Annotated in this window: 13 protein-coding genes; 9 read left to right on the forward strand and 4 right to left on the reverse strand. The window is 69.8% G+C overall.

The window, feature by feature from the left end:
• Positions 1–9 precede the first annotated feature (9 nt).
• From ACX1D1_RS10285 to ACX1D1_RS10300, 4 genes are all read right to left on the reverse strand, one after another.
• Positions 10–2,148: a spermidine synthase gene (locus ACX1D1_RS10285; protein ID WP_459054504.1), complete on the reverse strand. Its 2,139-nt coding sequence runs from the start codon at positions 2,146–2,148 to the stop codon at positions 10–12.
• A gap of 101 nt (positions 2,149–2,249) precedes the next feature.
• Positions 2,250–2,720: an NUDIX hydrolase gene (locus ACX1D1_RS10290; RefSeq protein ID WP_459054505.1), complete on the reverse strand. Its 471-nt coding sequence runs from the start codon at positions 2,718–2,720 to the stop codon at positions 2,250–2,252.
• A 73-nt stretch (positions 2,721–2,793) separates the two neighbouring features.
• Positions 2,794–2,991 (reverse strand): Flp family type IVb pilin, encoded by a 198-nt coding sequence (locus ACX1D1_RS10295; protein ID WP_459054506.1) that lies wholly within the window; start codon positions 2,989–2,991, stop codon positions 2,794–2,796.
• Positions 2,992–3,555: 564 nt separating this feature from the next.
• Positions 3,556–4,713 (reverse strand): cysteine desulfurase family protein, encoded by a 1,158-nt coding sequence (locus tag ACX1D1_RS10300; RefSeq protein WP_459054507.1) that lies wholly within the window; start codon positions 4,711–4,713, stop codon positions 3,556–3,558.
• Between the two features lie 152 nt (positions 4,714–4,865).
• Here ACX1D1_RS10300 and glgX point away from each other — a divergent pair, with 152 nt between their 5' ends.
• The 9 genes from glgX to ACX1D1_RS10345 all read left to right on the forward strand — a co-directional run bounded on the left by glgX (position 4,866) and on the right by ACX1D1_RS10345 (position 21,211).
• On the forward strand, positions 4,866–7,016 hold the full coding sequence (gene glgX, locus ACX1D1_RS10305; protein WP_459054508.1) for a glycogen debranching protein GlgX: 2,151 nt from the start codon (positions 4,866–4,868) through the stop codon (positions 7,014–7,016).
• Between the two features lie 61 nt (positions 7,017–7,077).
• Positions 7,078–9,063 (forward strand): alpha-1,4-glucan--maltose-1-phosphate maltosyltransferase, encoded by a 1,986-nt coding sequence (locus tag ACX1D1_RS10310; RefSeq protein ID WP_459056578.1) that lies wholly within the window; start codon positions 7,078–7,080, stop codon positions 9,061–9,063.
• Positions 9,060–10,211: a phosphotransferase gene (locus ACX1D1_RS10315; protein WP_459054509.1), complete on the forward strand. Its 1,152-nt coding sequence runs from the start codon at positions 9,060–9,062 to the stop codon at positions 10,209–10,211. Before ACX1D1_RS10310 ends, ACX1D1_RS10315 begins: the two co-directional genes overlap by 4 nt.
• Before the next feature lie 104 nt (positions 10,212–10,315).
• Complete coding sequence (gene glgB, locus ACX1D1_RS10320; protein ID WP_182799862.1) at positions 10,316–12,211, forward strand: 1,4-alpha-glucan branching protein GlgB; 1,896 nt, start codon at positions 10,316–10,318, stop codon at positions 12,209–12,211.
• Positions 12,212–12,274: 63 nt separating this feature from the next.
• Positions 12,275–13,051, forward strand: coding sequence for an NUDIX hydrolase (locus tag ACX1D1_RS10325; RefSeq protein ID WP_459054510.1), 777 nt, complete (start codon positions 12,275–12,277; stop codon positions 13,049–13,051).
• Positions 13,052–13,195: 144 nt separating this feature from the next.
• Positions 13,196–15,991 carry a cation-translocating P-type ATPase gene (locus ACX1D1_RS10330; RefSeq protein ID WP_459054511.1) on the forward strand — a complete coding sequence of 932 codons (2,796 nt, stop codon included), beginning with the start codon at positions 13,196–13,198 and terminating at the stop codon, positions 15,989–15,991.
• 35 nt (positions 15,992–16,026) lie between these two features.
• Complete coding sequence (gene treY / locus ACX1D1_RS10335) at positions 16,027–18,558, forward strand: malto-oligosyltrehalose synthase (RefSeq protein WP_459054512.1); 2,532 nt, start codon at positions 16,027–16,029, stop codon at positions 18,556–18,558.
• A complete protein-coding gene (treZ, locus tag ACX1D1_RS10340; RefSeq protein ID WP_459054513.1) occupies positions 18,555–20,273 on the forward strand; it encodes a malto-oligosyltrehalose trehalohydrolase in 1,719 nt (572 codons plus the stop codon). The genes treY and treZ overlap by 4 nt, the downstream gene beginning before the upstream one ends.
• A 32-nt stretch (positions 20,274–20,305) precedes the next feature.
• A complete protein-coding gene (locus ACX1D1_RS10345) occupies positions 20,306–21,211 on the forward strand; it encodes a tetratricopeptide repeat protein (protein ID WP_459054514.1) in 906 nt (301 codons plus the stop codon).
• Positions 21,212–21,235: the final 24 nt, after the last annotated feature.

Consider the following 21,235-nt stretch of genomic DNA (forward strand, 5'->3'; position numbering starts at 1 on the left):
CGACGCGAGTCAGCCGCGCCGCAAGACGGTCACGATCGAGGAGAAGTTGTCCGTCCAGACCACTCGTCGATCGTCGATCGAGCGCCATTTGTCGTCGGCAAGCAGGCTGTCGAGCTTCGCCCCATCCGCCGAAAGCGCGACCCACTCGCTGAGCGTCGCGCCGGTCTCGTCGTCCAGCTCGCCACGCCCAAGGACAGCCTCCCAACCCAGCGTGTCTGCACCGGCCGCCACAACTGGCTCAAGGTCGAAGACTCGACTGCTCACGTGCACTAGCAGCAGTCCGTCCTCCTTCAGGACCCTGCCGTAGGACTCGAAGGCATCCTGCGTCAGCAGGTGCACGGGAATGGCGTCAGAGGTGAAAGCGTCCAGAACCACCATGTCGTATGAGGCGTCGCGTTGTTCCTCGATCCGCAGCCGACCGTCGCCAACGACGAAGTCGACGGCCGCAAGGCTCTCGGAGAGGAAGGTAAAGAGGTCGGGGTTCGACGCGACCTCGATCACGTCCGGGTCGATCTCGAAGAAGGTGAGCCGCTGATCCGGCTCCCCGTAGGCCGCGAGCGTTCCGACACCCAGCCCAACGGCGGCGATGTCCGAGGCGCCCTCCAAGACCGAGTAGGCGTCCCCCACCGGTCCGCCGCGCGCGTAGTACGTCGACGGCTCCGAACGGCGCTCGCCCAACGCCTGCTGACCGTGCAGCGTTGTGCCGTGCGAGAAGAGGCGCCACCCGTCGCGTTCCCTGACCGTGTAAGCCCCGTAGAAGGATCGGTCGCGGACCAAGATCTCGCCACCGGTCAGTGACGGGATGAGCAGAAACACCAGGGCGGCCACCATTGTGGCCAGCGGTCGCCGACTGAACAGCACACCGGCGGCGATCCATCCCACGGGCACCACCGACACCAGCCACGGCTGCCATCCGATCGACCTAGCACCGCCGACGGAGAGCACTAGAAGGATCGCGAGGGTGCCCCCGACCTCGAGAAAGCGGACAAAGGCGGGGTGGTAGCGACGACTGAGCACACCCAACGATGGCCTCGTCTGTGGCAGGGCCAAGACAATCGTGGCCACCAGGATCAGCGGGTACTCCCACACCGCGTTGAACAGCAGGGGCGCCACCACGCCGTTCAGCAGGCCACCCAGCGCCCCACCCACCGCCACGACGATGTAGTAGAACGTGAGGTGGGCTGTTGGCGGGCGCCGAGATGCCAGCATCGCGTGGGCGGTGGACGATGCGACGGCCAGAACCGCCAGGTTCAGCACGATCAGGAGCCAGATCGGCAGCCCACCCGAGGGGAACCACGCCAGGAGTGCCACCACGGCCGCCGCTGCCGAAGCCACCTGCCATCGCGGGCTGACGTGCCTCGAGGACCGGGCGAAGGCTACGACGAATGTCGCGAGGTAAATGGAAAGGGGCACCACCCACAGCAGGGGCACGGCTGCGACGTCCGTGGAGATGTGCGCAGTCACCCCCAACATGAGACTGGAGGGGATGAAGGCCAAAGCGAGCCAGATGAGCACCTGCCGGGCTGGGATCCGCTCGCGAGCGGATGCCACGGCAAGCTCCTTCTGAGCGCGAATCGGCAGGTGAGGCGACCTGTTCACGAGTGCAACCGCCCCGGAGCCAATCATCAGCACCATGAATACCCCGTACCCGAATGACCACCCCAGGCGCTGCTGATCGAGCGTCAACAACGGCTCCACCACGAAGGGGTAGGCCAGCAACCCCACAAAGCTGCCCAGGTTGCTGGTGGCGAAAAGAAAGTACGGGTCCTCTGCGCGATGACCGACGGTCCAGGAGTACCAACGCTGCAACAGCGGGCCGGTCGTGGACACCACTGCAAAAGGCAGGCCGATCGTCAGCGCCAAGATCCAGAGCAGCCGCAGGATTGGGGACGCATCGGTTGGCGGTCCGCCACCGGCCAAGGCGACGGGAAGGACCATCAGTGGCAACAGGACGAGCCCCACGTGCAGAAGTGGCTGCAGACGGGGACCGAGCTTCTGTGTGCTGATGTGCGCGTAGATGTAGCCGATCAGAAGCACTACCTGGAAGAAGAGGCTGCTGGTACTCCACACCGTCGCCGACCCGCCAAACTGGGGTAGCACGAGGCGTGCCACCATCGGCTGCACCACGAAGAGGAGTGAGGCACCCACGAATGAGGTGGCAGCGAAGAGTGCTGTGACCCACCAAGAGCCCCTGCTCGCGGAGCCGACGGCTTCGGTGTCGGGGCTCACTACCGCCGAGGCGTCCGCCGTCATCGCCGACCGTCCCCGGTGGGAGCTCCATCAAGGAGTGACAGGGCAGCGTCCAGCGCGCCGTCGGGGTAGAACGGAAGGCCTTCGCCGCCCAGGGTGTCCAACCGGTGCCACGCGACGATGCTCTCGTCGTCAATCACTTTCACCCTTGTGTCGAGCGGCCACGCCTCGAGGGCAGGACACTCCACGGAGAAGATGTGCACAATCTCATGGCCAGCTCGGCCAAGGAACGTGAAGATGTTCTCGGTGACGCCCAACAACTCAGCTGCCGTCACTGCGACACCCAACTCCTCCAAGAACTCACGCAACAACGCCTCGATGGCACGCTCACCGAACTCGATGCCCCCACCGATCGCACGCACAAAGGGAGGCTCGCCGTCGGCCCCACCGAATTCCTGCACGAGAACGTGACCATCGCGGACGGGCAGACCGACGGCGAGGTTGCGGATCCGTGAGTCTGCTTGTTCCATGCCGGGAGCGTAGACCTGAAGTCGGGAGCCCACAGTGCCATTCCACCAGAGCCAGGACTCCCGCTTCGGACTACTACCAGCCCATCTCCGTGATGACGGACTGAAAGAGCGCATTCACCTGGGTCCCCAAGACGGTCACCGCCGTGACAATGACTGCTGCGATGAGGCTGGCCATGATCGCGTACTCCACCGCGGTCGCGCCGCGCTCGGATGAGATCCCAACCGGGACTACTTCCATGGGCTCGGAAGCGCCAGTCTCTGCGTCGATCACACCAAGCTCCCCCATCAAGACCACTCGTGAACGGGAGTCTAGCCGTGATAGTAGGGATTCTCTGGAGTCATGTCATCGCTGATGCACAGCGGAGAACGCGAGCTGATCGCTCGGGTGTGGGCCGGCAGGGTGGTATGGCGTCGGGATGCCCAACCCGAGGATCACCCAGCTGGCCTCCCGCCTGAGCAGACCTGAGCCGGGCAGCCCTGACGGCACACGCCCGGATTGGGAACGCCACAGGCGATCGAGTGCGGGGAGGCGGGAGACGAGGCACGGGCGGCCTCACCATTTGACCACAGGCCAGTCGCTGCGCACGGAGAGACCGTTGCCGACGGCCGCCCGTGACTCGGCTCACGGCTGCCGGCACCACCGCTGGGGCGGGTCAGCGGACGGGTTGCGTCACGACCCTTCGAGACAGCCGACGGTCGCTTCGCGACGCCGGCCTCCTCAGGGAGCGATGGAGACAGCCGACGGTCGCTTCGCGACGCCGGCCTCCTCAGGGAGCGGTGGGGACAGCCGACGGTCGCTTCGCGACGCCGGCCTCCTCAGGGAGCGAACGTGGGGTCAGAAGGCGGAGCGGGCGACGCTCAAGGCCTCCGGGAGGACCTCCACCAGCCGCGAGATGTCGGACGACGTCGTGGTCCAACCCAACGAGAAGCGCAACGACTGCGTCGCCTCGTCGGACGTCCGCCCCATCGCCAGCAGCACCTCGCTGGGCTGATGCACCCCCGCGCGACACGCACTCCCCACCGACGCCGCGATCCCCCGCTGGTCCAGCAGGAACAGCAGGTCGTCGGCGCGCACGCCGTCGAAGGTCACGTTGACGATGTGCGGCGCGCCTCCCGGCAGGGGTCCACTCGGCACGCCCGTACCCGCCGGCCGAGGCCAGCTGTTCAACCGCCCGCCAGCAGCCACGCACACCTCCGCCACGCGATCCCGCAGCCCAGAAACCCGCGACACTTCAGCCCCCAACTCCCCCACCGCGACACTCGCCGCCCGCGCGAACGCCGCCGCCAACGCCACGGGCTGGGTCCCGGACCGCACCTCGCGCTCCTGCCCACCGCCCAGCCCGACGGCGGACGGCACCACCCCACGACGCGCCAGCAGCGCCCCCACGCCCACGGGCCCACCGATCTTGTGTGCCGACACACTCATCAGATCCGCTCCACTGGCCCCGAAATCCACCGGCAGATGCCCCAACGCCTGCACCGCATCCGTGTGCATCCACGCCCCCACCGCCCCAGCCAACTCCCCCACCTCCGAAACGGGCTGCACAACCCCCGTCTCGTTGTTCACCCACATCACCGACACCACCGCAACGGCCTCGTCGAGCATCGCCTCGAGAACGCCCAGCGACACCACGCCCTCCCGCGACACCGGCAAGACCTCAGCCCCCCGCGACACCGCCCCGAGCACCGCCGGATGCTCAACGGCCGACACAAGGCACCGCCCCCGACCCCGCGACCGTCCCGCCTCCCAACCCCCCAGCACCGCGATCGTGTCCGCCTCAGACCCCCCTGACGTGAACACAACCTCCGTCGGGTGCGCGCCCACCGCAGCCGCCAACTCCTCGCGCGCCTCCTCCAACCGGCGCCGGGCGCGCTGCCCCGGCCGGTGCAACGACGAGGCGTTTCCCACCAGTCCCGATGCTTCGACGAAGGCCTCAAGCGCCTCAGGGCGCAGCGGGGAGGTGGCGGCATGGTCGAGATAGACGGACTCCACGGCTCCCCCTCGTTCGGGCCCCGCACGCGCGACTCCCGAGAGTCCATGCTAGCCAGGCGGCGACGACGGCAAACCCCCCAGCGAAGTGGAGTTTGTGCCAGAAAGTGGCACAATGGGGCGCTGTCGAAAAAAACGATTCCAGGAAGCTACCGATGACATCCCTCACCCCGCCTGATTCGAGCGCCCTCGGCGCCCGGATCACCGCCCATGGCGTGCGCTTCGGCCTGTGGGCCCCGCGTGCCACCGGGGTCGAGCTGGCGCTCATCGATCCTCTCAATCAGCAGCACAACATCGAGATGTCCCGCGACGATGAGGGCATCTGGACCGTCGAGGTGCCCGGCGTGGACGCCGAGCAGCATTATGGCTTCCGCGTGCACGGGCCGTGGGACCCGTCGTCGGGCAGCCGATTCAATCCCGCCAGGCTCCTGCTGGACCCCTACGCGCGCGCCATCAGCGGCGGGGTGGACTTCCGCGGCCCCATCCTGGACCACATCCCCGGCAGCCCCTTCAGCATCTCCACCCGGGACTCCTTCGGGGCGGTGCCGCTGAGCGTGGTGGTGGCGGACACGCCCCCGCCCAAGCCCATCGCACGCCGTCGTCCCATGTCGGAGACCATCCTCTACGAGGCGCACCTGCGCGGCTTCACCAAGCTGCACCCGCAGGTCCCCGAGCACCTCCGCGGCTCATATCTGGCGCTGGCGGACCCGTCGGTCCTCGAGTACCTGACCGGCCTGGGCATCACCGCCATCCAGCTGCTGCCCGTGCATCACTTCGTCTCGGAGCCGTTCGTGGCCACCAAGGGGCTGCGCAACTACTGGGGCTACAACTCGCTCGGTTTCTTCGCCCCGCACGCCTACTACGCCACCCGCGGCACCGTCGGAAACCAGGTGGCCGACTTCAAGCAGATGGTCAGCGCGCTGCACGAGGCCGGCATCGAGGTGATCCTCGACGTGGTCTACAACCACACCGGCGAGGGCGGCCACGAGGGGCCCACGCTGTCCATGCGCGGCCTGGACCACGACGCCTACTACCGACTCACCAACGACCGCCGGGACGACTACGACGTCACGGGCTGCGGCAACTCGGTCAACACCTCGCACCCCATGGTGCTGCAGCTGGTGCTGGATTCGATGCGCTACTGGGTTACCGAGATGGGCGTCGACGGGTTCCGCTTCGATCTGGCCACCACGCTGATCCGCGACGAGCAGCACCACGTGGACCACAATCACGCGTTCAAGCGGCTGGTCGAGTCCGATCCCGCCTTCGAGGGCATCAAGATGATCGCCGAGCCGTGGGACATCGGCCCGTACGGCTACCAGGTGGGCGCCTGGGGCCCCGGCTGGTACGAGTGGAACGACCGCTTCCGGGATCACATCCGCGACTACTGGCGCGGCGCCGTGCACGGCGTCCAGGAACTCGCCACGCGCCTGGCCGGCTCCCCGGACATCTTCGATCAACCGGGCCGCGCACCGCAGTCGAGCATCAACTTCATCACCGCCCACGACGGTTTTACCCTCCGGGACCTGGTGAGCTACGACGTCAAGCACAACCTGGACAACGGCGAGGCCAACCGCGACGGCTCGGACAACAACCGCTCCTGGAACCACGGCTGGGAGGGCGAGACTGAGGACCCGGAGATCAACGCGCTGCGCCGTCGCCAGGTGCTGAACCTGATGGCCACCCAGCTGCTGGCCGCCGGCACCCCCATGCTCACCGCGGGCGACGAGTTCGGCCGCACCCAGAAGGGCAACAACAACGCCTACTGCCAGGACTCCCCCCTCTCATGGGTCAGCTGGGACATCCCGTTCGAGTGGCTCCAGGTACAGAGCCGCATCGCCGCCCTGATCAAGCTCCGTCAGAGCCACCCGGTGCTCCGCCCGGTGGACTTCGCCTACCACACCGAGATCATCACCGAGCACAGCGAGAACCTGCAGCGCGTGGACCTCACCTGGATGGACGGCGAGTTCGGCGAGATGAGCCACGACGCCTGGCACGACGGCGGCCGCCGCCTGCTCGGCATGTACGTCTCGGACGAGCGCGAGGCGTTCCTCACCTGGTTCAACTCGGGCGCTGCCCCGGTGCCGCTGACGCTGCCCACCCTTCCGTGGGGCTACGGCTACGAGATCGTGTGGCACAGCGCCGAGTCCTACGAGCTGCCCGGAGGCGTCCTGCCGGCCCTGGCCGAGATGACCATGCCGGCCCGGTCCGTGGTGCTGATGCGGGTCCAGGTGCCCACCAGCACCCGCGAGCTGCTCGCACTGCAGGCGGAGGCCGAGCCGTCGTCGCTGGATCTGCTCTCCTGAACGGTGCATGCAGGGCGCCCCGCCAGCTAGGCTGACGGGCGTGAGTGCGGATTACCCAACCATGTCCCTCAAGCGCATCGTCCGGACCGACGGCGGCCTCGGCCGCATCCCGGTCACCGGCGCTTCCCCCGTGATCGAGGGCGGGGTCTACCCCGTCAAGTCAGTCGTCCATGAACGGCTGCTGATTCAGGCCAACGTGTTCCGGGAGGGTCACGACTCGGTCAACGCGTCGGTGATCCTGACCTCTCCGGGCGGCACCCAGCGCCGCATCGACATGAAGCAGGTCGAGCCCAAGGGCCTCGACATCTGGCAGGCGTACGTCCGGATGGCCGCCGAGGGCGACTGGACCTACCGCATCGAGGGCTGGAGCGACCCGTGGGGCACCTGGCGCCACCACGCCGAGGCGAAGCTGCCGGTGTCCATGGACGTGGAGCTGGTGTGCCTGGAGGGCCGCGACCTCCTCACCCGCTCCGCGCAGCAGGCCGATTCGATGCGCGTCCCCGGGGCCGCCAACCTGCTCCGCGCCGCCGCGGAGACAGTCAACCCGGAGACCGACGTCGAGGAGATGCTGGAGCTCATCACGTCTGCGCCCATCACCCGGGCGATGGCCCGCTTCGGCCCCCGCGAGCTCGTCTCGCCCACCGCCGAGTTCCCCATCCGCGTGGAGCGCCGCCGGGCCCTCTACTCGTCGTGGTACGAGTTCTTCCCCCGCTCGCAGGGCGCCTGGCAGGACGGCGACGGCCACTGGCACTCCGGCACGTTCAACTCCTCGCACGAGCGCCTCGAGGCCGCCGCCGCGATGGGCTTCAACGTGGTCTACCTGCCACCCATCCACCCCATCGGCACCGCGTTCCGCAAGGGCAGGAACAACACGCTGAACCCCGGCCCGGAGGATCCCGGCTCGCCGTGGGCCATCGGATCCCCCGACGGCGGCCACGACGCGATCCACCCGGACCTGGGCGACTTCGACGACTTCGACGCCTTCGTGTCCAAGGCCCGCTCGCTGGGCCTGGAGATCGCCCTCGACCTGGCGCTGCAGGCCTCCCCGGACCACCCGTGGGTGGTGGAGCACCCGGAGTGGTTCAGCACCCGCCTCGACGGCACCATCGCCTACGCGGAGAACCCGCCGAAGAAGTACCAGGACATCTATCCCATCAACTTCGACAACGACCCCGTGGGCATCTACTACGAGGTGCTGCGGATCGTGCGGTTCTGGATCGACCACGGGGTCTCCATCTTCCGCGTCGACAACCCGCACACCAAGCCTGTGGAGTTCTGGGACTGGCTGATGGAGCGCATCCACGAGACCAACCCGGAGGTCATCTTCCTCGCCGAGGCATTCACCCGCCCGCAGATGATGGCGGCGCTCGGGAAGGTGGGCTTCCAGCAGAGCTACACCTACTTCACGTGGCGCAACCTCAAGTGGGAGCTCACCGAGTACCTCACGGAGCTGTCGCAGGAGATGGCGTCCTATTACCGGCCCAACTTCTTCGTCAACACCCCGGACATCAACCCGTTCTTCCTGCAGTCGGGCAATCACGCGGCGTTCTCCATCCGCGCCATCCTCGCCGCGACGATGTCGCCCACGTGGGGCGTCTACTCCGGCTTCGAGCTCTTCGAACATGAGGCGCTGGCCCCGGGCAAGGAGGAATACCTCAACTCGGAGAAGTTCGAGTACCGCCCGCGTGACTTCAACGCCCAGCCCAACCTCAACCTGCTGCTCGGCAAGCTCAACCAGATCCGCGACACGCACCCCGCCCTCCAGCAGCTGCGCGACATCCACTTCCACCACGCGCCCCACGATTCGGTGATCGTCTTCTCCAAGAACGACGGCACGGACACGGTGCTGGTGGTGTGCTCGCTGGACCCGGACAACACGGTGTCCTCGGACATCATGCTGGACTTCGGCGCGCTCGGCGTCAACGGGCAGGGCAGCGTGCGGGTGGTCGACGAGCTCACCGGCGAGGAGTACGTCTGGGGTGAGCGGTCCTGGGTGCAGCTGTGGCCCGGGAAGCCGGCGCACATCTTCCACGTGGTGGCTGAGTGAGCACGGAGTTGCAGCAGCAGCTCTGGGACCTGGCGCTCAGCTCGCGCTGGTTCTCGGGGCGCAGCGGCCGCCCGGTCGGCGTCGAGCTCGGCCCGTGGGCCGGGCCGGCGCTGCGTCCCGCGCTGCTCGTCGTCGAGTTCGACGACGGCCACCAGGAGCGCTTCCACGTCCCGCTTCTCTACCGCGACGGTGAGCCCACCGACGCCTGCGACGAGGGCGGCGTCCTGCTGCGCGCCCTCCACGACGAGGCCCCCGGCTTCGAGCGGTACCGGGCGGTGGCGCCCGGGCTGCCCGCCCGTCGCTACGCGGGCGAACAGTCCAACACCTCGGTCTTCTTCGGCGACGAGCTGCTGGTCAAGGTGTTCCGGCGCGTTGAGCCCGGCCGCTCGGTGGACGTGGAGCTGCACGCCGCGCTGGCGGGCACCGGCGTGGTGGCGGAGCTGTACGGGGCGTGGACCTGGGACGGCACAGACCTGGCGGTCTTCCTCGAGGCCTTGCCGGAGCCCACCGACGGCTACGTGCTGGCCTGCGAGTACGCCACCGAGGGCCGCAGCTTCGCCGAGCACTCCCATGCCCTGGGCGAGGCGCTGGCCACGGTGCACAGGGTCCTCGCCGAACGGCTGGCCACGGCCACCGTCGACGGCGCCGCCCTGGCCGCTGATTGCCGCCGTCGCTTCGCCGCGGTGGTCGCCGAGGTGGATGCGGTGGCGCCCTACGCGGACGCCGCGGAGGCGGTCTTCGCCGCCATCGACCACGCCCGCCTGCCCGCGCAGCGCGTGCACGGGGACTGCCACCTGGGCCAGGTGCTGCTCAGCGAGGGCCGGTGGCGCTACGTGGACTTCGAGGGCGAACCCCTCAAGTCCATGGAGGAGCGCCGGCTCCCCGATTCGCCGCTGCGTGACGTGGCCGGGATGCTGCGCTCGTTCGCTTACGCCCGCGCCGCCGGCGGCGCCTCCGCCGGATGGCTGGCCGAGTGCCGATCCGCATTCCTGCGCGGCTACGGCATCGACGCGGACGCCGGGGACCCGGTGCTGGCCGCCTACGAGACGGACAAGGCAGGATACGAGGCCGTCTACGAGGCCCGGTTCCGCCCGCACCTGCTGCAGGTCCCCCTCCAGCACCTCGAATCGTTGATAACGATCCCATAACCCGCACCCGCGGAACCCCCGCGGTGCGGCCTCAGTCCGCCCGCGGCGACGCTCGGCACGCTAGATTGGCGCGCAAACGACATCGCTTCGAAGGAGTCAAGAAAATGGCGCACGACCGCTTCGGTGGACTTACCGGTTGGGACTTCGAAGGGTTCCATGGTGGTGGAGACACCGAGCTGTGGAAGCGCCTCGGCAGCGAGGTGGTCACAGTCGAGGACGACGAGAGGGGCACCGTCACCGGGGTGCGTTTCGCCCTGTGGGCCCCCAACGCCAAGTCCGTCTCCATCATCGGGGACTTCAACTGGTGGACCGGCGACGCGATGGAGCTGATCCCCGGCTCCGGCGTCTGGGGCGCGTTCATCGAGGGCCTCGACGAGGGCACCCTGTACAAGTTCCGCATCGAGACCCAGGACGGCCGCTGGATCGAGAAGGTCGATCCGATGGCCAAGTTCAGCGAGCAGGCGCCGGCCAACGCGTCGATCGTCTACGAGTCGAAGTACGTGTGGGACGACGACGAGTGGATCGCCAAGCGACGCGCCTCCCAGGCCCACGCCGAGCCGATGAGCGTCTACGAGGTGCACCTGGGCGGCTGGCGCAAGGGCAAGAGCTACCTCGATCTGGCCGAGGAGCTCGTCAGCTACGTCAAGTGGCAGGGCTACACCCACGTCGAGTTCATGCCGCTGTCGGAGCACCCGTTCGAGCCCAGCTGGGGCTACCAGGTCTCCGGCTACTTCTCCCCCACGTCGCGTTTCGGCAAGCCGGATGATCTCCGCTACCTCGTCGACAGGCTTCACCAGGCCGGCATCGGCGTGATCATGGACTGGGTGCCCGGCCACTTCCCCAAGGACGACTGGGCGCTCGGCCGCTTCGACGGCACCGCCCTGTACGAGCACGCGGACCCGCGCCAGGGCGAGCACCAGGACTGGGGCACCTACATCTTCAACTACGGCCGCAACGAGGTGAAGAGCTTCCTCATCTCCAACGCGCTGTACTGGATCCAGGAGTTCCACATCGACGGCCTGCGGGTGGACGCCGTCGCCTCCATGCTGTACCTGGACTACTCCCGCGAAGAGGGCGAATGGGTGCCCAACCAGTTCGGCGGCCGCGAAAACCTCGAGGCCATCGACTTCCTGCGCTACTGCAACCGTCACCTCTACGAGCGCGAGCCCGGCGTGCTGATGATCGCGGAGGAGTCCACCAGCTTCGCCGGCGTCACCAAACCCGTCCACGAGGGCGGCCTCGGCTTCGGCTTCAAGTGGAACATGGGCTGGATGAACGACACGCTGCGCTACCTGCAGCTGGACCCGGTCTACCGCCAGTACGAGCACAACCTGCTCACCTTCGCCATGGTCTACGCCTACTCGGAGAACTTCGTGCTGCCGATCAGCCACGACGAGGTGGTCCACGGCAAGGGATCCATGATCAACAAGGTCCCGCAGGACGACTGGCGCAAGTTCGCCACCCTGCGCGCCTACTACTCCTTCATGTGGAGCTTCCCCGGCAAGCAGCTGATCTTCATGGGCTGCGAGTTCGGACAGCGGCCCGAGTTCAGCGAGTCCGTCTCCCTCGAATGGTGGGTCAGCGAGCTGTGGGGCCACGGCGGCCTGCAGCGTCTCTTCCGGGACCTCAACCACATCTACAAGTCGAACCGCCCCCTCTACGAGCTGGACAGCTCGCCGAAGGGCTTCAGCTGGATCAACGCCGACGACGCGGGCCGCAACGCCCTCTCCTGGGTGCGCCACGACGAGGACTACAACCACATCGCGTGCGTGACGAACTTCTCCCCGGAGCCGCTGCGCGACTACGAGATCGGACTTCCCGCCGCCGGTGCGTGGGAGGAGATCCTCAACACGGATTCGCCCACCTACGACGGGTCCGGCGAGTTCGGCAACCTCGGCGAGGTCACCGCCTACGACGAGCCCTGGGGCCACTTCCCCGCCCGCGCACGCGTCACCGTGCCCCCGCTGGGCTCCATCTGGCTGCGTCGGCAGGCCGACTGACCCGTCTCCCCGGTGGGTGCCCCCGTGTCGCGTGGCGCGGGACCCACCGGGTACGGTCGTGACGTGAGCGACTTCAAGGTGTCGGTGGACATCGTCGGCGGCGTCGGCACCCTGCGGTGGGCCGAGCAGGAGGTCGACGTGGACACACTGCGCCGCGCGCTCTCACTGGCCGCCGACGACGCCATCCTCGCGCACGAGCTGCGCCGGTTGCAGGTGGAGTTGCCCGAGTGGGACACGGCCGCGCGGGTGGCCCTCCACCGCTGCGGCTTCCGCCTGGAGGGGCGGCTGCGCTCCGCCGTCGAGCCAGAACCAGGCGTCTTCCGCGACATCCTCATCTACTCGCGCCTCGCCGTGGACACGGTCTACGGCCCGCACGGGTTCTCCGGGGTCCTGGACTCGATCCTTCCCACCAAGCGGGTGATCTCCCACGCCCTGTTCCGCGACGAGCAGGGCCTGGTGCTCCTGCTCGAGACCTCCTACAAGGAGGACTGGGAGCTCCCCGGCGGCGTGGTGGAGCCGCACGAGACGCCCCGCGCCGGGGGCGAGCGGGAGACGATGGAGGAGTTGGGCATCGAGGTCACGTTCGGGCAGCCGCTGCTGACCGACTGGATGCCGCCCTACCTTGGGTGGTCGGACGCGGTGGAGTTCATCTTCGACGGCGGGGTCCTGGCGCCGGAGGTCGCGGCCGAGCTGGGCACCGACGACCGGGAGATCCGCGCCATCCACTGGGTGGAGCCTGAGGACGTGCACCGCCACGTGACGGACCTGTCCGCGCGCAGGATCGCCCTGATGCTGACGGGCTTTCGCGGGATGACCGAGAACGGCCACCCGGTCCCCTGAGGACTCGCGAACTTCGCTGGCTGAGGTTCGAGGAGCGCAGCGACGAGACTCGAAGCCTAGAAAGCGCAACGTCGTCCGCTCAAGTCTCTCAGGCTTCGAGGCCGCTCCGCGGCACCTCAGCCAACGGGGGGGAACAATGGGGCTATGCCCCTCGCGACCCGCGACGTCACCCTCCTTCCCTCCGACGAGGTGGCCCTCGCCCTGAGCGTGGACCCGTCGGTGGGGCTGAGCCCCGCCGAGGTGGCCGCCCGCCAGGACCTGTACGGGCGCAACGAGCTGCGGGCCACTCCCCCAGAGCGGGCCTGGCGCCGGTTCCTGCGCCAGTTCGCCGACCCCCTCATCTACCTCCTGCTGGCCGCCATCGTCATCTCGATCATCGCCTGGGTGGTGGAGGGCGGCACCGGGCTACCTGTGGACACGATCGTCATCGCGGTCATCGTGGTGGCCAACGCCGTCATCGGCTTCGTCCAGGAGAATCGGGCCGAACGGGCCGTCGCCGCCCTGGCCGGCATGACCGCCACCCGCGCCACCGTGCTGCGCGACGGACTCCTCGCCTCCGTCCCCTCCGCGGAGCTGGTCCCCGGGGACGTGCTCGTCCTCGCCGAGGGCGACGCCGTGGGCGCGGACTCCCGCCTCCTCACCGCCACGTCCCTCCTCACGCAGGAGGCCTCGTTGACCGGCGAATCGGAGGCCACCCAGAAGGACCCGGCCGCCCTCCCGGAGCCCGCGGCCATCGGCGACCGCCGCAACATGGTGTTCAAGGGCACCTCCGTGGCCCGCGGCGTGGGCCGCGCGGTGGTCACCACCACCGGCATGGACACCGAAATGGGGCGCATCGCCACCCTGCTGGACGAGACCCAGGCCGAGCCCAGCCCGCTGCAGGCGGAGATCGGCAGGATCTCCCAGACGCTGGGACTGCTGGTGGTCGGGATAGCCGTGGTGGTGATGCTCACCACCGCCCTGGTCAACCGGGTCAACACACTCGAGGGCGCCGTCGAGATCCTGCTGATGGGCGTCTCGCTGGCCGTGGCCGCCGTCCCGGAGGGCCTGCCCGCGATCCTGTCGCTCGTGCTCGCCATCGGGGTGCAGGCCATGGCGCGCCGCAACGCGGTGATGAAGGACCTCCACTCGGTGGAGACGCTGGGGTCGGTCTCCGTGATCTGCTCGGACAAGACCGGCACCCTCACCCGCAACGAGATGACGCTGCGCGAGGTGGTGACGGCCTCCGGCAGGGTCACCCTCGGCGGCACCGGGTACACGCCGGTGGGCGAGGTGCTGGTGGAGGGCGACGTCGACCGCACTTTGGACGAGGCCCGACGGGCGCTGGTGGCCGGGTCCGTGGCCAACGACGCCCAGCTCACGCACCTGGAGGGCTCGTGGCAGATCCAGGGCGACCCGACGGAGGCCGCGTTCCTCGTCGGCGCCCGGAAGCTCGACGGCGCCGCAGAGCTCATCTCGGGCCACGCGCGCGCCGGCGAGGTGCCCTTCACCTCCGAGCGCAAGATGATGTCGGTGCTCAGCACGCACCCCTCGCGGGGCCACGTGCTCTACGCCAAGGGGGCCCCGGACGTGCTGCTGGAACGCTGCACCGACGAACAGGTGGGGGACGACACCACCCCGCTCACGCCGGCCCGGCGCGACGAGCTGGCCCACACCATCGAGGAGCTCGGGGCCGAGGGCTATCGCACCCTGGGCGTGGCGTGGCGCGGCGCCACCGCCGCCGAGTCGCACACCTTCGGCGAGTCCGCCGAGCGCAACCTCACCTTCCTCGGCGTCGTCGCACTGCTGGACCCACCGCGCGAGGAGGCCGCCGCGGCCATCGCCGAGGCTCACCGGGCCGGCATCCGCACGGTGATGATCACCGGGGATCACCCCGTCACCGCGGCCCGGATCGCGGCGGACCTGGGCATCTCGGGCACCGACAGCCCCGTCGTGGTCACCGGTCGCCAGGTCGACGAATCCGACGACGAGGAGCTGGCCCGCGCCGCCGTCGACGCCCGCGTGTACGCGCGGGTGGCCCCCGAACACAAGTTGCGGGTGGTCGACGCGCTGCAGGCCGGACGGCACATCGTGGCGATGACCGGCGACGGCGTCAACGACGCGCCGGCGCTGAAGTCCGCGGACATCGGCGTGGCGATGGGCATCACCGGCACCGCCGTCACGAAGGAAGCCGGGCAGATGATCCTGGGCGACGACAACTACGCCACGATCGTGGCCGCGGTCCGCCAGGGACGGGTCATCTTCGACAACATCCGCAAGTTCATGCGCTACCTGCTGAGCTCCAACATGGGCGAGATCGCCACCGTGTTCCTGGGCGTGACGCTGGGTGGCGTCATCGGCCTGGCGGACCCGTCGGCACCCGGCGCCGCGGTAGTTCCTCTGCTGGCCACGCAGATCCTGTGGATCAACCTGGTCACGGACTCGGGTCCGGCGTTGGCGATGGGGGTGGATCCGGAGATCGACGACGTAATGGGCCGCCCGCCGCGGCGGTTCGACGAACGCATCATCGACCGCCACATGTGGCAGCGCATCCTCGTCATCGGTGCCCTCATGGGCCTGCTCAGCCTGGTGGCCTACGACCTCACCCTGCCCGGGGGGCTGATCGGCGGCCTCGAGCACCTGGCGCCCGCCGGAGGCGAGCTCGACCTGGCCCGGACCACCGTGTTCACGTCGTTGGTGGTGATGCAGCTGGCCAACGCGCTCAACAGCCGCTCGGACAAGGCGAGCATCGTCGATCACCTCTTCACCAACGCCTGGCTGTGGCTCTCGCTGGCCGGCGCGCTCCTGGCGCAGGTTGCGGTGGTCTACCTTCCGGTGCTGCAGAACGCCTTCGGCACGGCGTCGCTCGGTTGGGCGCACTGGGGTGTCGCGGCCGGGGCCGGGCTGGTGGTGATCCTCGTCGAGGAGGCGGTCAAGGCGGTGCGCAGGACGCGCGGCTGATCGACTCCGGCGGCGTGGCCTTCTAGTCTGGGGGTGTGACAGCCACCCCAGCCTCCACGTACAGACTCCAACTGAACGCGTCCTTCACGTTCGACGACGCCGCGGCGCAGGTGCCGTACCTGGCCTCACTGGGGGTGACCCACCTGTTCTGCTCCCCCATCCTGCAGGCGGCCCCCGGGTCGGTGCACGGCTACGACGTCGTCGACCACGCCCACGTCTCCACGGAGACCGGCGGCGAGGAGGGCTTCCGGCGCCTCGCCGCTGCCGCGCGCGAACACGGGTTGGGCATCGTCGTCGACGTGGTACCCAACCACATGGCGGTGCCCACCCCGCTGTGGCTGAACCGGGCGCTGTGGGACGTGCTGCGCACGGGGCCGGAGTCCGAGTTCGCCGGCTGGTTCGACATCGACGTGAGCCGCTCCCGGGCCATCCTGATGCCGATGCTGGGTCGCCGGATCGGCGACGAGCTGGCCGAGGGCACCATCGAGGTGGTGGAGCGGGAGATCGACGGCGGCACGGAGACCGTGGTGGCCTACCACGATCACGTCTTCCCCATCCGGCCCGGCACCGAGCATCTGCCCCTGGACGAGCTGCTGGATCAGCAGTGGTACCGGCTCGCGTACTGGAAGGTGGGCAACGAGGAGCTGAACTACCGACGCTTCTTCGACGTGGACACCCTGGCCGCCATCCGGGTGGAGGACCAGTCCGTCTTCGACGCCAGCCACGCCCTGCTGCTACGCCTCTACGACGAGGGCCTGATCGACGGCTTCCGGATCGACCACCCCGACGGGCTGGCCACGCCGCGCGGCTACCTGCAGAAGCTGCACCGCGCCACCGGCGGCTGCTGGGTGGTGGTGGAGAAGATCCTGGAGCCACACGAGACCCTGCCCGCCGGCTCCCGCTGCGCCGGCACCACGGGCTACGACGCGCTGCTGCGGGTGGACGGCCTGTTCCACGATCCGGCGCAGCTGCCCCGCCTCAACGACCTGTGGGAGCGGGTGGCCGGCAACGAGGGCTGGTTCGGGGCCATGCTGCTGCGCGCCAAGGACGAGGTGGTGCGCACCATGCTGTTCGCCGAGGTGAACCGGCTGGTCTCCATCGCGGTGGCCGTGTGCGAGGCCGACGTCCGGCTGCGCGACCACACCCGCCGCCAGCTGGACCGCGCCATCCGGGCGCTGCTGGTGTCGATGGACCGCTACCGGGCCTACGTGGAGCCGGGCCTCCCCGCGCCACCCGAGGAGCGTGCGGTCATCCTGGAGGCGGCGGACCGCGCCCGTCCCCAGCTCGACGACGACGAGCAGGCCACCCTGGACCTCATCGTCGCGCTGGCCTGCGGCGACACCAGGCCGGGCGTGCCGGGTGGCGCCGAGGACCTGCCCACCGTCGGCTCCGGGGCCGTGACCACGGAGCTGCCGGCCGAGGGGCACGGGGTCGCGGAGCTGCGCGCCGAGTTCATGGTCCGCTTCGCCCAGACCTGCGGGCCGGTGATGGCCAAGTCCAAGGAGGACACCGCCTTCTACCGCTGGAACCGGTTCGTCGGCGTCAACGAGGTGGGCAGCGAGCCCACGCTGGTGGGCGTCTCCGTCGACGCGTTCCACAGCTTCTGCGAGGACCTGAGCGGCACCTGGCCCTCCACCATGACCACCCTGTCCACCCACGACACCAAGCGGTCGGAGGACGTCCGCGCCCGCCTGGCCGCGCTCCTGGAGCACGCGAAGGAATGGGATGCGTGCGTCGCGGAGCTGCGGTCGGCCACCGAAACGCAGCGCTCGGGTGTCGACGGCGCCACCGAGCTGCTGCTCTGGCAGACCCTGGCCGCCACCTGGCGGCTGCCCGGCACCACCGCCGGCGCGGCGCCCATCACGGCCGAACGGCTCGATGGCTACCTCACCAAGGCGATGCGCGAGGCGAAGCTGCACACCACCTGGTCGTCCCCGGATCCCGCCTACGAGCAGGCGGTGCTCGGGCTGGCGCACGCCGTGCTCGCCGACGAGCGCTGCGGCGCCGCCCTGGATGCCTTCACCGCCACCGTCGCCGAGTCGGTGCGCTGCGTGGTGCTCGGTGCCAAGCTGATCCAGCTCGCCATGCCGGGCGTCCCGGACGTCTACCAGGGGTGCGAGGTCGTGGACCTCTCGCTCGTGGACCCGGACAACCGCCGCGCCGTGGACTACGTCGCGCGCGCAGACCTGCTCGCCGCCGTCGACGGCTCCGCGCAGCAGAGCCTCGACGCGGAGAAGCTGCTCGTCACAAGCCGGGCGCTGCGGCTGCGCCGGGACCTCCCGGACGCGTTCCGCGGCGAGTCCGCCACCTACTCGCCGGTGCCCAGCACCAGCGGCCACGCCGTCGCGTTCGCCCGGGGGGTGCGCGACGGTGGTGTCGCGGCGGTCGCGGTGGCCACGCGCCTCCCGGCGCTGCTGGCGGAGCGGGGCGGATGGGGCGAGCATCAGGTGATCCTGCCTGAGGCGCCGTTCGTGGATGCGCTGACCGGGCGCGAGTTCCCGGGCGGCTCCACCTCCCTGGCCGAGGTGCTGGCCACCCTCCCCGTCGCGCTGCTGGTGGCCCGATGAGGCCGGAGGTGTGGGCCCCGCTGGCCCGCGAGGTGGCGATGGTGACGACGTCCGGCGAGCACCAGATGGTGCGTCGCAGCGACGGCTGGTTCGCCGCGGAGGTCGATCTTGCCCCCGGGGAGCGCTACGCGTTCCGCCTCGACGGCGGCCCGCCGCTCCCGGACCCGCGGGCCCTGTGGCTGCCCGACGGCGTCCACGCCCCCTCAGCCGTGGTGGACCCGTCGCTGCTCCAGCGCGCCACGACGTGGACGGGGCTGGACCTGCGCGGCGCCGTGCTCTACGAGCTGCACGCGGGCACCTTCACCGAGGCCGGCACCTTCGACGCGGCGATCGAACGGCTTGATCACCTCGTGGGGCTGGGCATCGAGGCCGTGGAGCTGATGCCGGTGGCGGCGGCCCCCGGGGGTCGCGGCTGGGGCTACGACGGGGTGGCGTTGTACGCTGCCGACGAGAACTACGGCGGCCTCGCCGGGCTGGTGCGGCTGGTCGACGCCTGCCACGATCGCGGGCTCGGCGTGGTGTTGGACGTGGTGCACAACCACTTCGGCCCCGAGGGCAACTACCTCAGCCTCTTCGGGCCCTACTTCACGGACCGGCACACCACCCCCTGGGGCGACGCGGTCAACCTGGACGGGGAGGGCAGCGCGGAGGTCCGCCGGTTCCTCCTGGACTCGGCCCGGCACTGGCTGGTCGACGTCGGCGTGGACGGGCTGCGGCTGGACGCGGTGCACGCGCTGGAGGACAACTCCGAGGAGCACTTCCTCGCGGAGCTGTCCCTCAACGTGGCCAGGTGGGCGGATGAGACCGGTCGGCCGCTGAGCCTGATCGCCGAGTCGGACCTCAATCAGCCCTCCATGATGGCCCCTGCCGGGTCCGGTACCTGGGCGGCAGGCATGGACGCGCAGTGGGCAGATGACGTGCATCACGCGCTGCACAGCTTCTTCTCCGGCGAGCAGCAGGGCTACTACGTGGACTTCGGGTCCGCCCAGGTCCTCGCCAAGGCGCTCACCCGGGTCTTCGTCCACGACGGCGCCCTGTCCACCTACCGCGGCCAGGAGTGGGGCGCGCCGGTGGATCCGGACAGCCCCCACTACGACGGGCACTCCTTCGTGGTGTTCCTGCAGAACCACGACCAGGTGGGCAACCGGGCGGTGGGCGACCGATTCGCCCAGCACGCCTCGGCGGACCTGCAGGCGGCCGCCGCGGCCCTGTACCTCCTCGGACCGTTCACGCCGATGCTGTTCATGGGCGAGGAATGGGCCGCCTCCACCCCCTTCCCCTACTTCAGCCACCTCGGCCCGGAGCTGGGCCCCTTCGTGACGGAGGGCCGGGCCCGCGAGTTCGAGGCCACGGGGTGGTCGGTGCCCACGCCGGACCCGCAGGCCGAGGAGACCTGGCGCTCGGCGGTGCTCCGCTGGGATGAGCGGAGCGAGCCCGCGCACGCGAGGATGCGGCGCTGGTACCGGCGGCTCCTGCAGCTGCGCCGCACCGAGCCCGGCGTCGGCTCCCCGGACCTCAGCGCCACGCGGGTGGAGATCATCGACGACGACACCGTGGTCCTGCACCGCGGCGACGTGCGGGTGGCTGCCACCCGGGGCGCCGGCCGCGACGTGGAACTCGGCGGGCGCCTGCTCGCCTCGTGGGACGACGGCGCGGACCTGGGCGGGGGCCGGTACCGGCTGCGCGGACCTGGCGCGGTGATCGCCGTCAGTTGAACGAGGCCGGGTGTGCGGCCAAGATGGGGGCCATGACTGATGCCAACTTCTCGCGCCCCGGCGCCGTGGACCTCTCCGCCCTCTCCCAGCCCGCGCGCCCCAGCAGCAGCGGCGGCGGCTACGTCACCCAGGTGTCGGAGGCGGACTTCCAGGGCCTGGCGGCGATGTCGGCCCAGCATCCGGTCATCCTCGAGTTCCACTCCCCGCGAGACCCCAACGGCCAGGCGGTCTCCGCCGCGCTGGCAGAGCTGGTCAACGCCGCAGGCGGCCGATTCCTGCTGGGACGCGTGGACGTTGACGCCGAGCCTCGCCTGGCGCAGGCGCTGCAGATCCAGGCCGTGCCCACCGTCGTGGCGGTCATCGGCGGCCAGATGGCGCCCCTGTTCCAGGGCACCAAGTCCCGCGAGGAGATCTCGGCGGTGCTGGACCAGATCGCCCAGCTCGCCGTGGCCAACGGGATGACGGGACGCGCCCAGCCCGTGTCAGGTTCCCCCGTCGCCGAGGGTGCGCCGGCCGAGCCGGCCGCGAACCCGCGCTTCGCGAAGGCCGACGCCGCCCTGGAGGCCGGGGACTACGCGGCCGCCGTGCGCGAGTTCGACGTCCTGCTGAAGGAGACCCCGGGCGATGCCGAGGTGATCGCCGGGCGCGCCCAGTCCGCCCTGCTGGAGCGCAGCGCCTCGTTCGACCCGGCCGCCATCGTGGACCGCGCTAACGCCAACCCCGAGGACCTCGCCGCCCAACTCGACGCGGCCGATCTCGAGATCATCAGCGGCCGCTACGCGGAGGCCTTCGAGCGGCTGCTCGGGCTGGCCTCGCAGTCCGGCCCCGAGGACCGCGACACCATCCGCGTGCGGCTCCTGGAGCTCTTCGAGGTGGTGGGCCGCACCGATCCCGCCGTCCTCAAGGCGCGGCGCAGGCTGGCCACGGTCCTGTTCTGACCTGACTCAGCGCCAGGCGATGCC

This window comes from Tessaracoccus luoxuelianae (genome assembly GCF_054483915.1).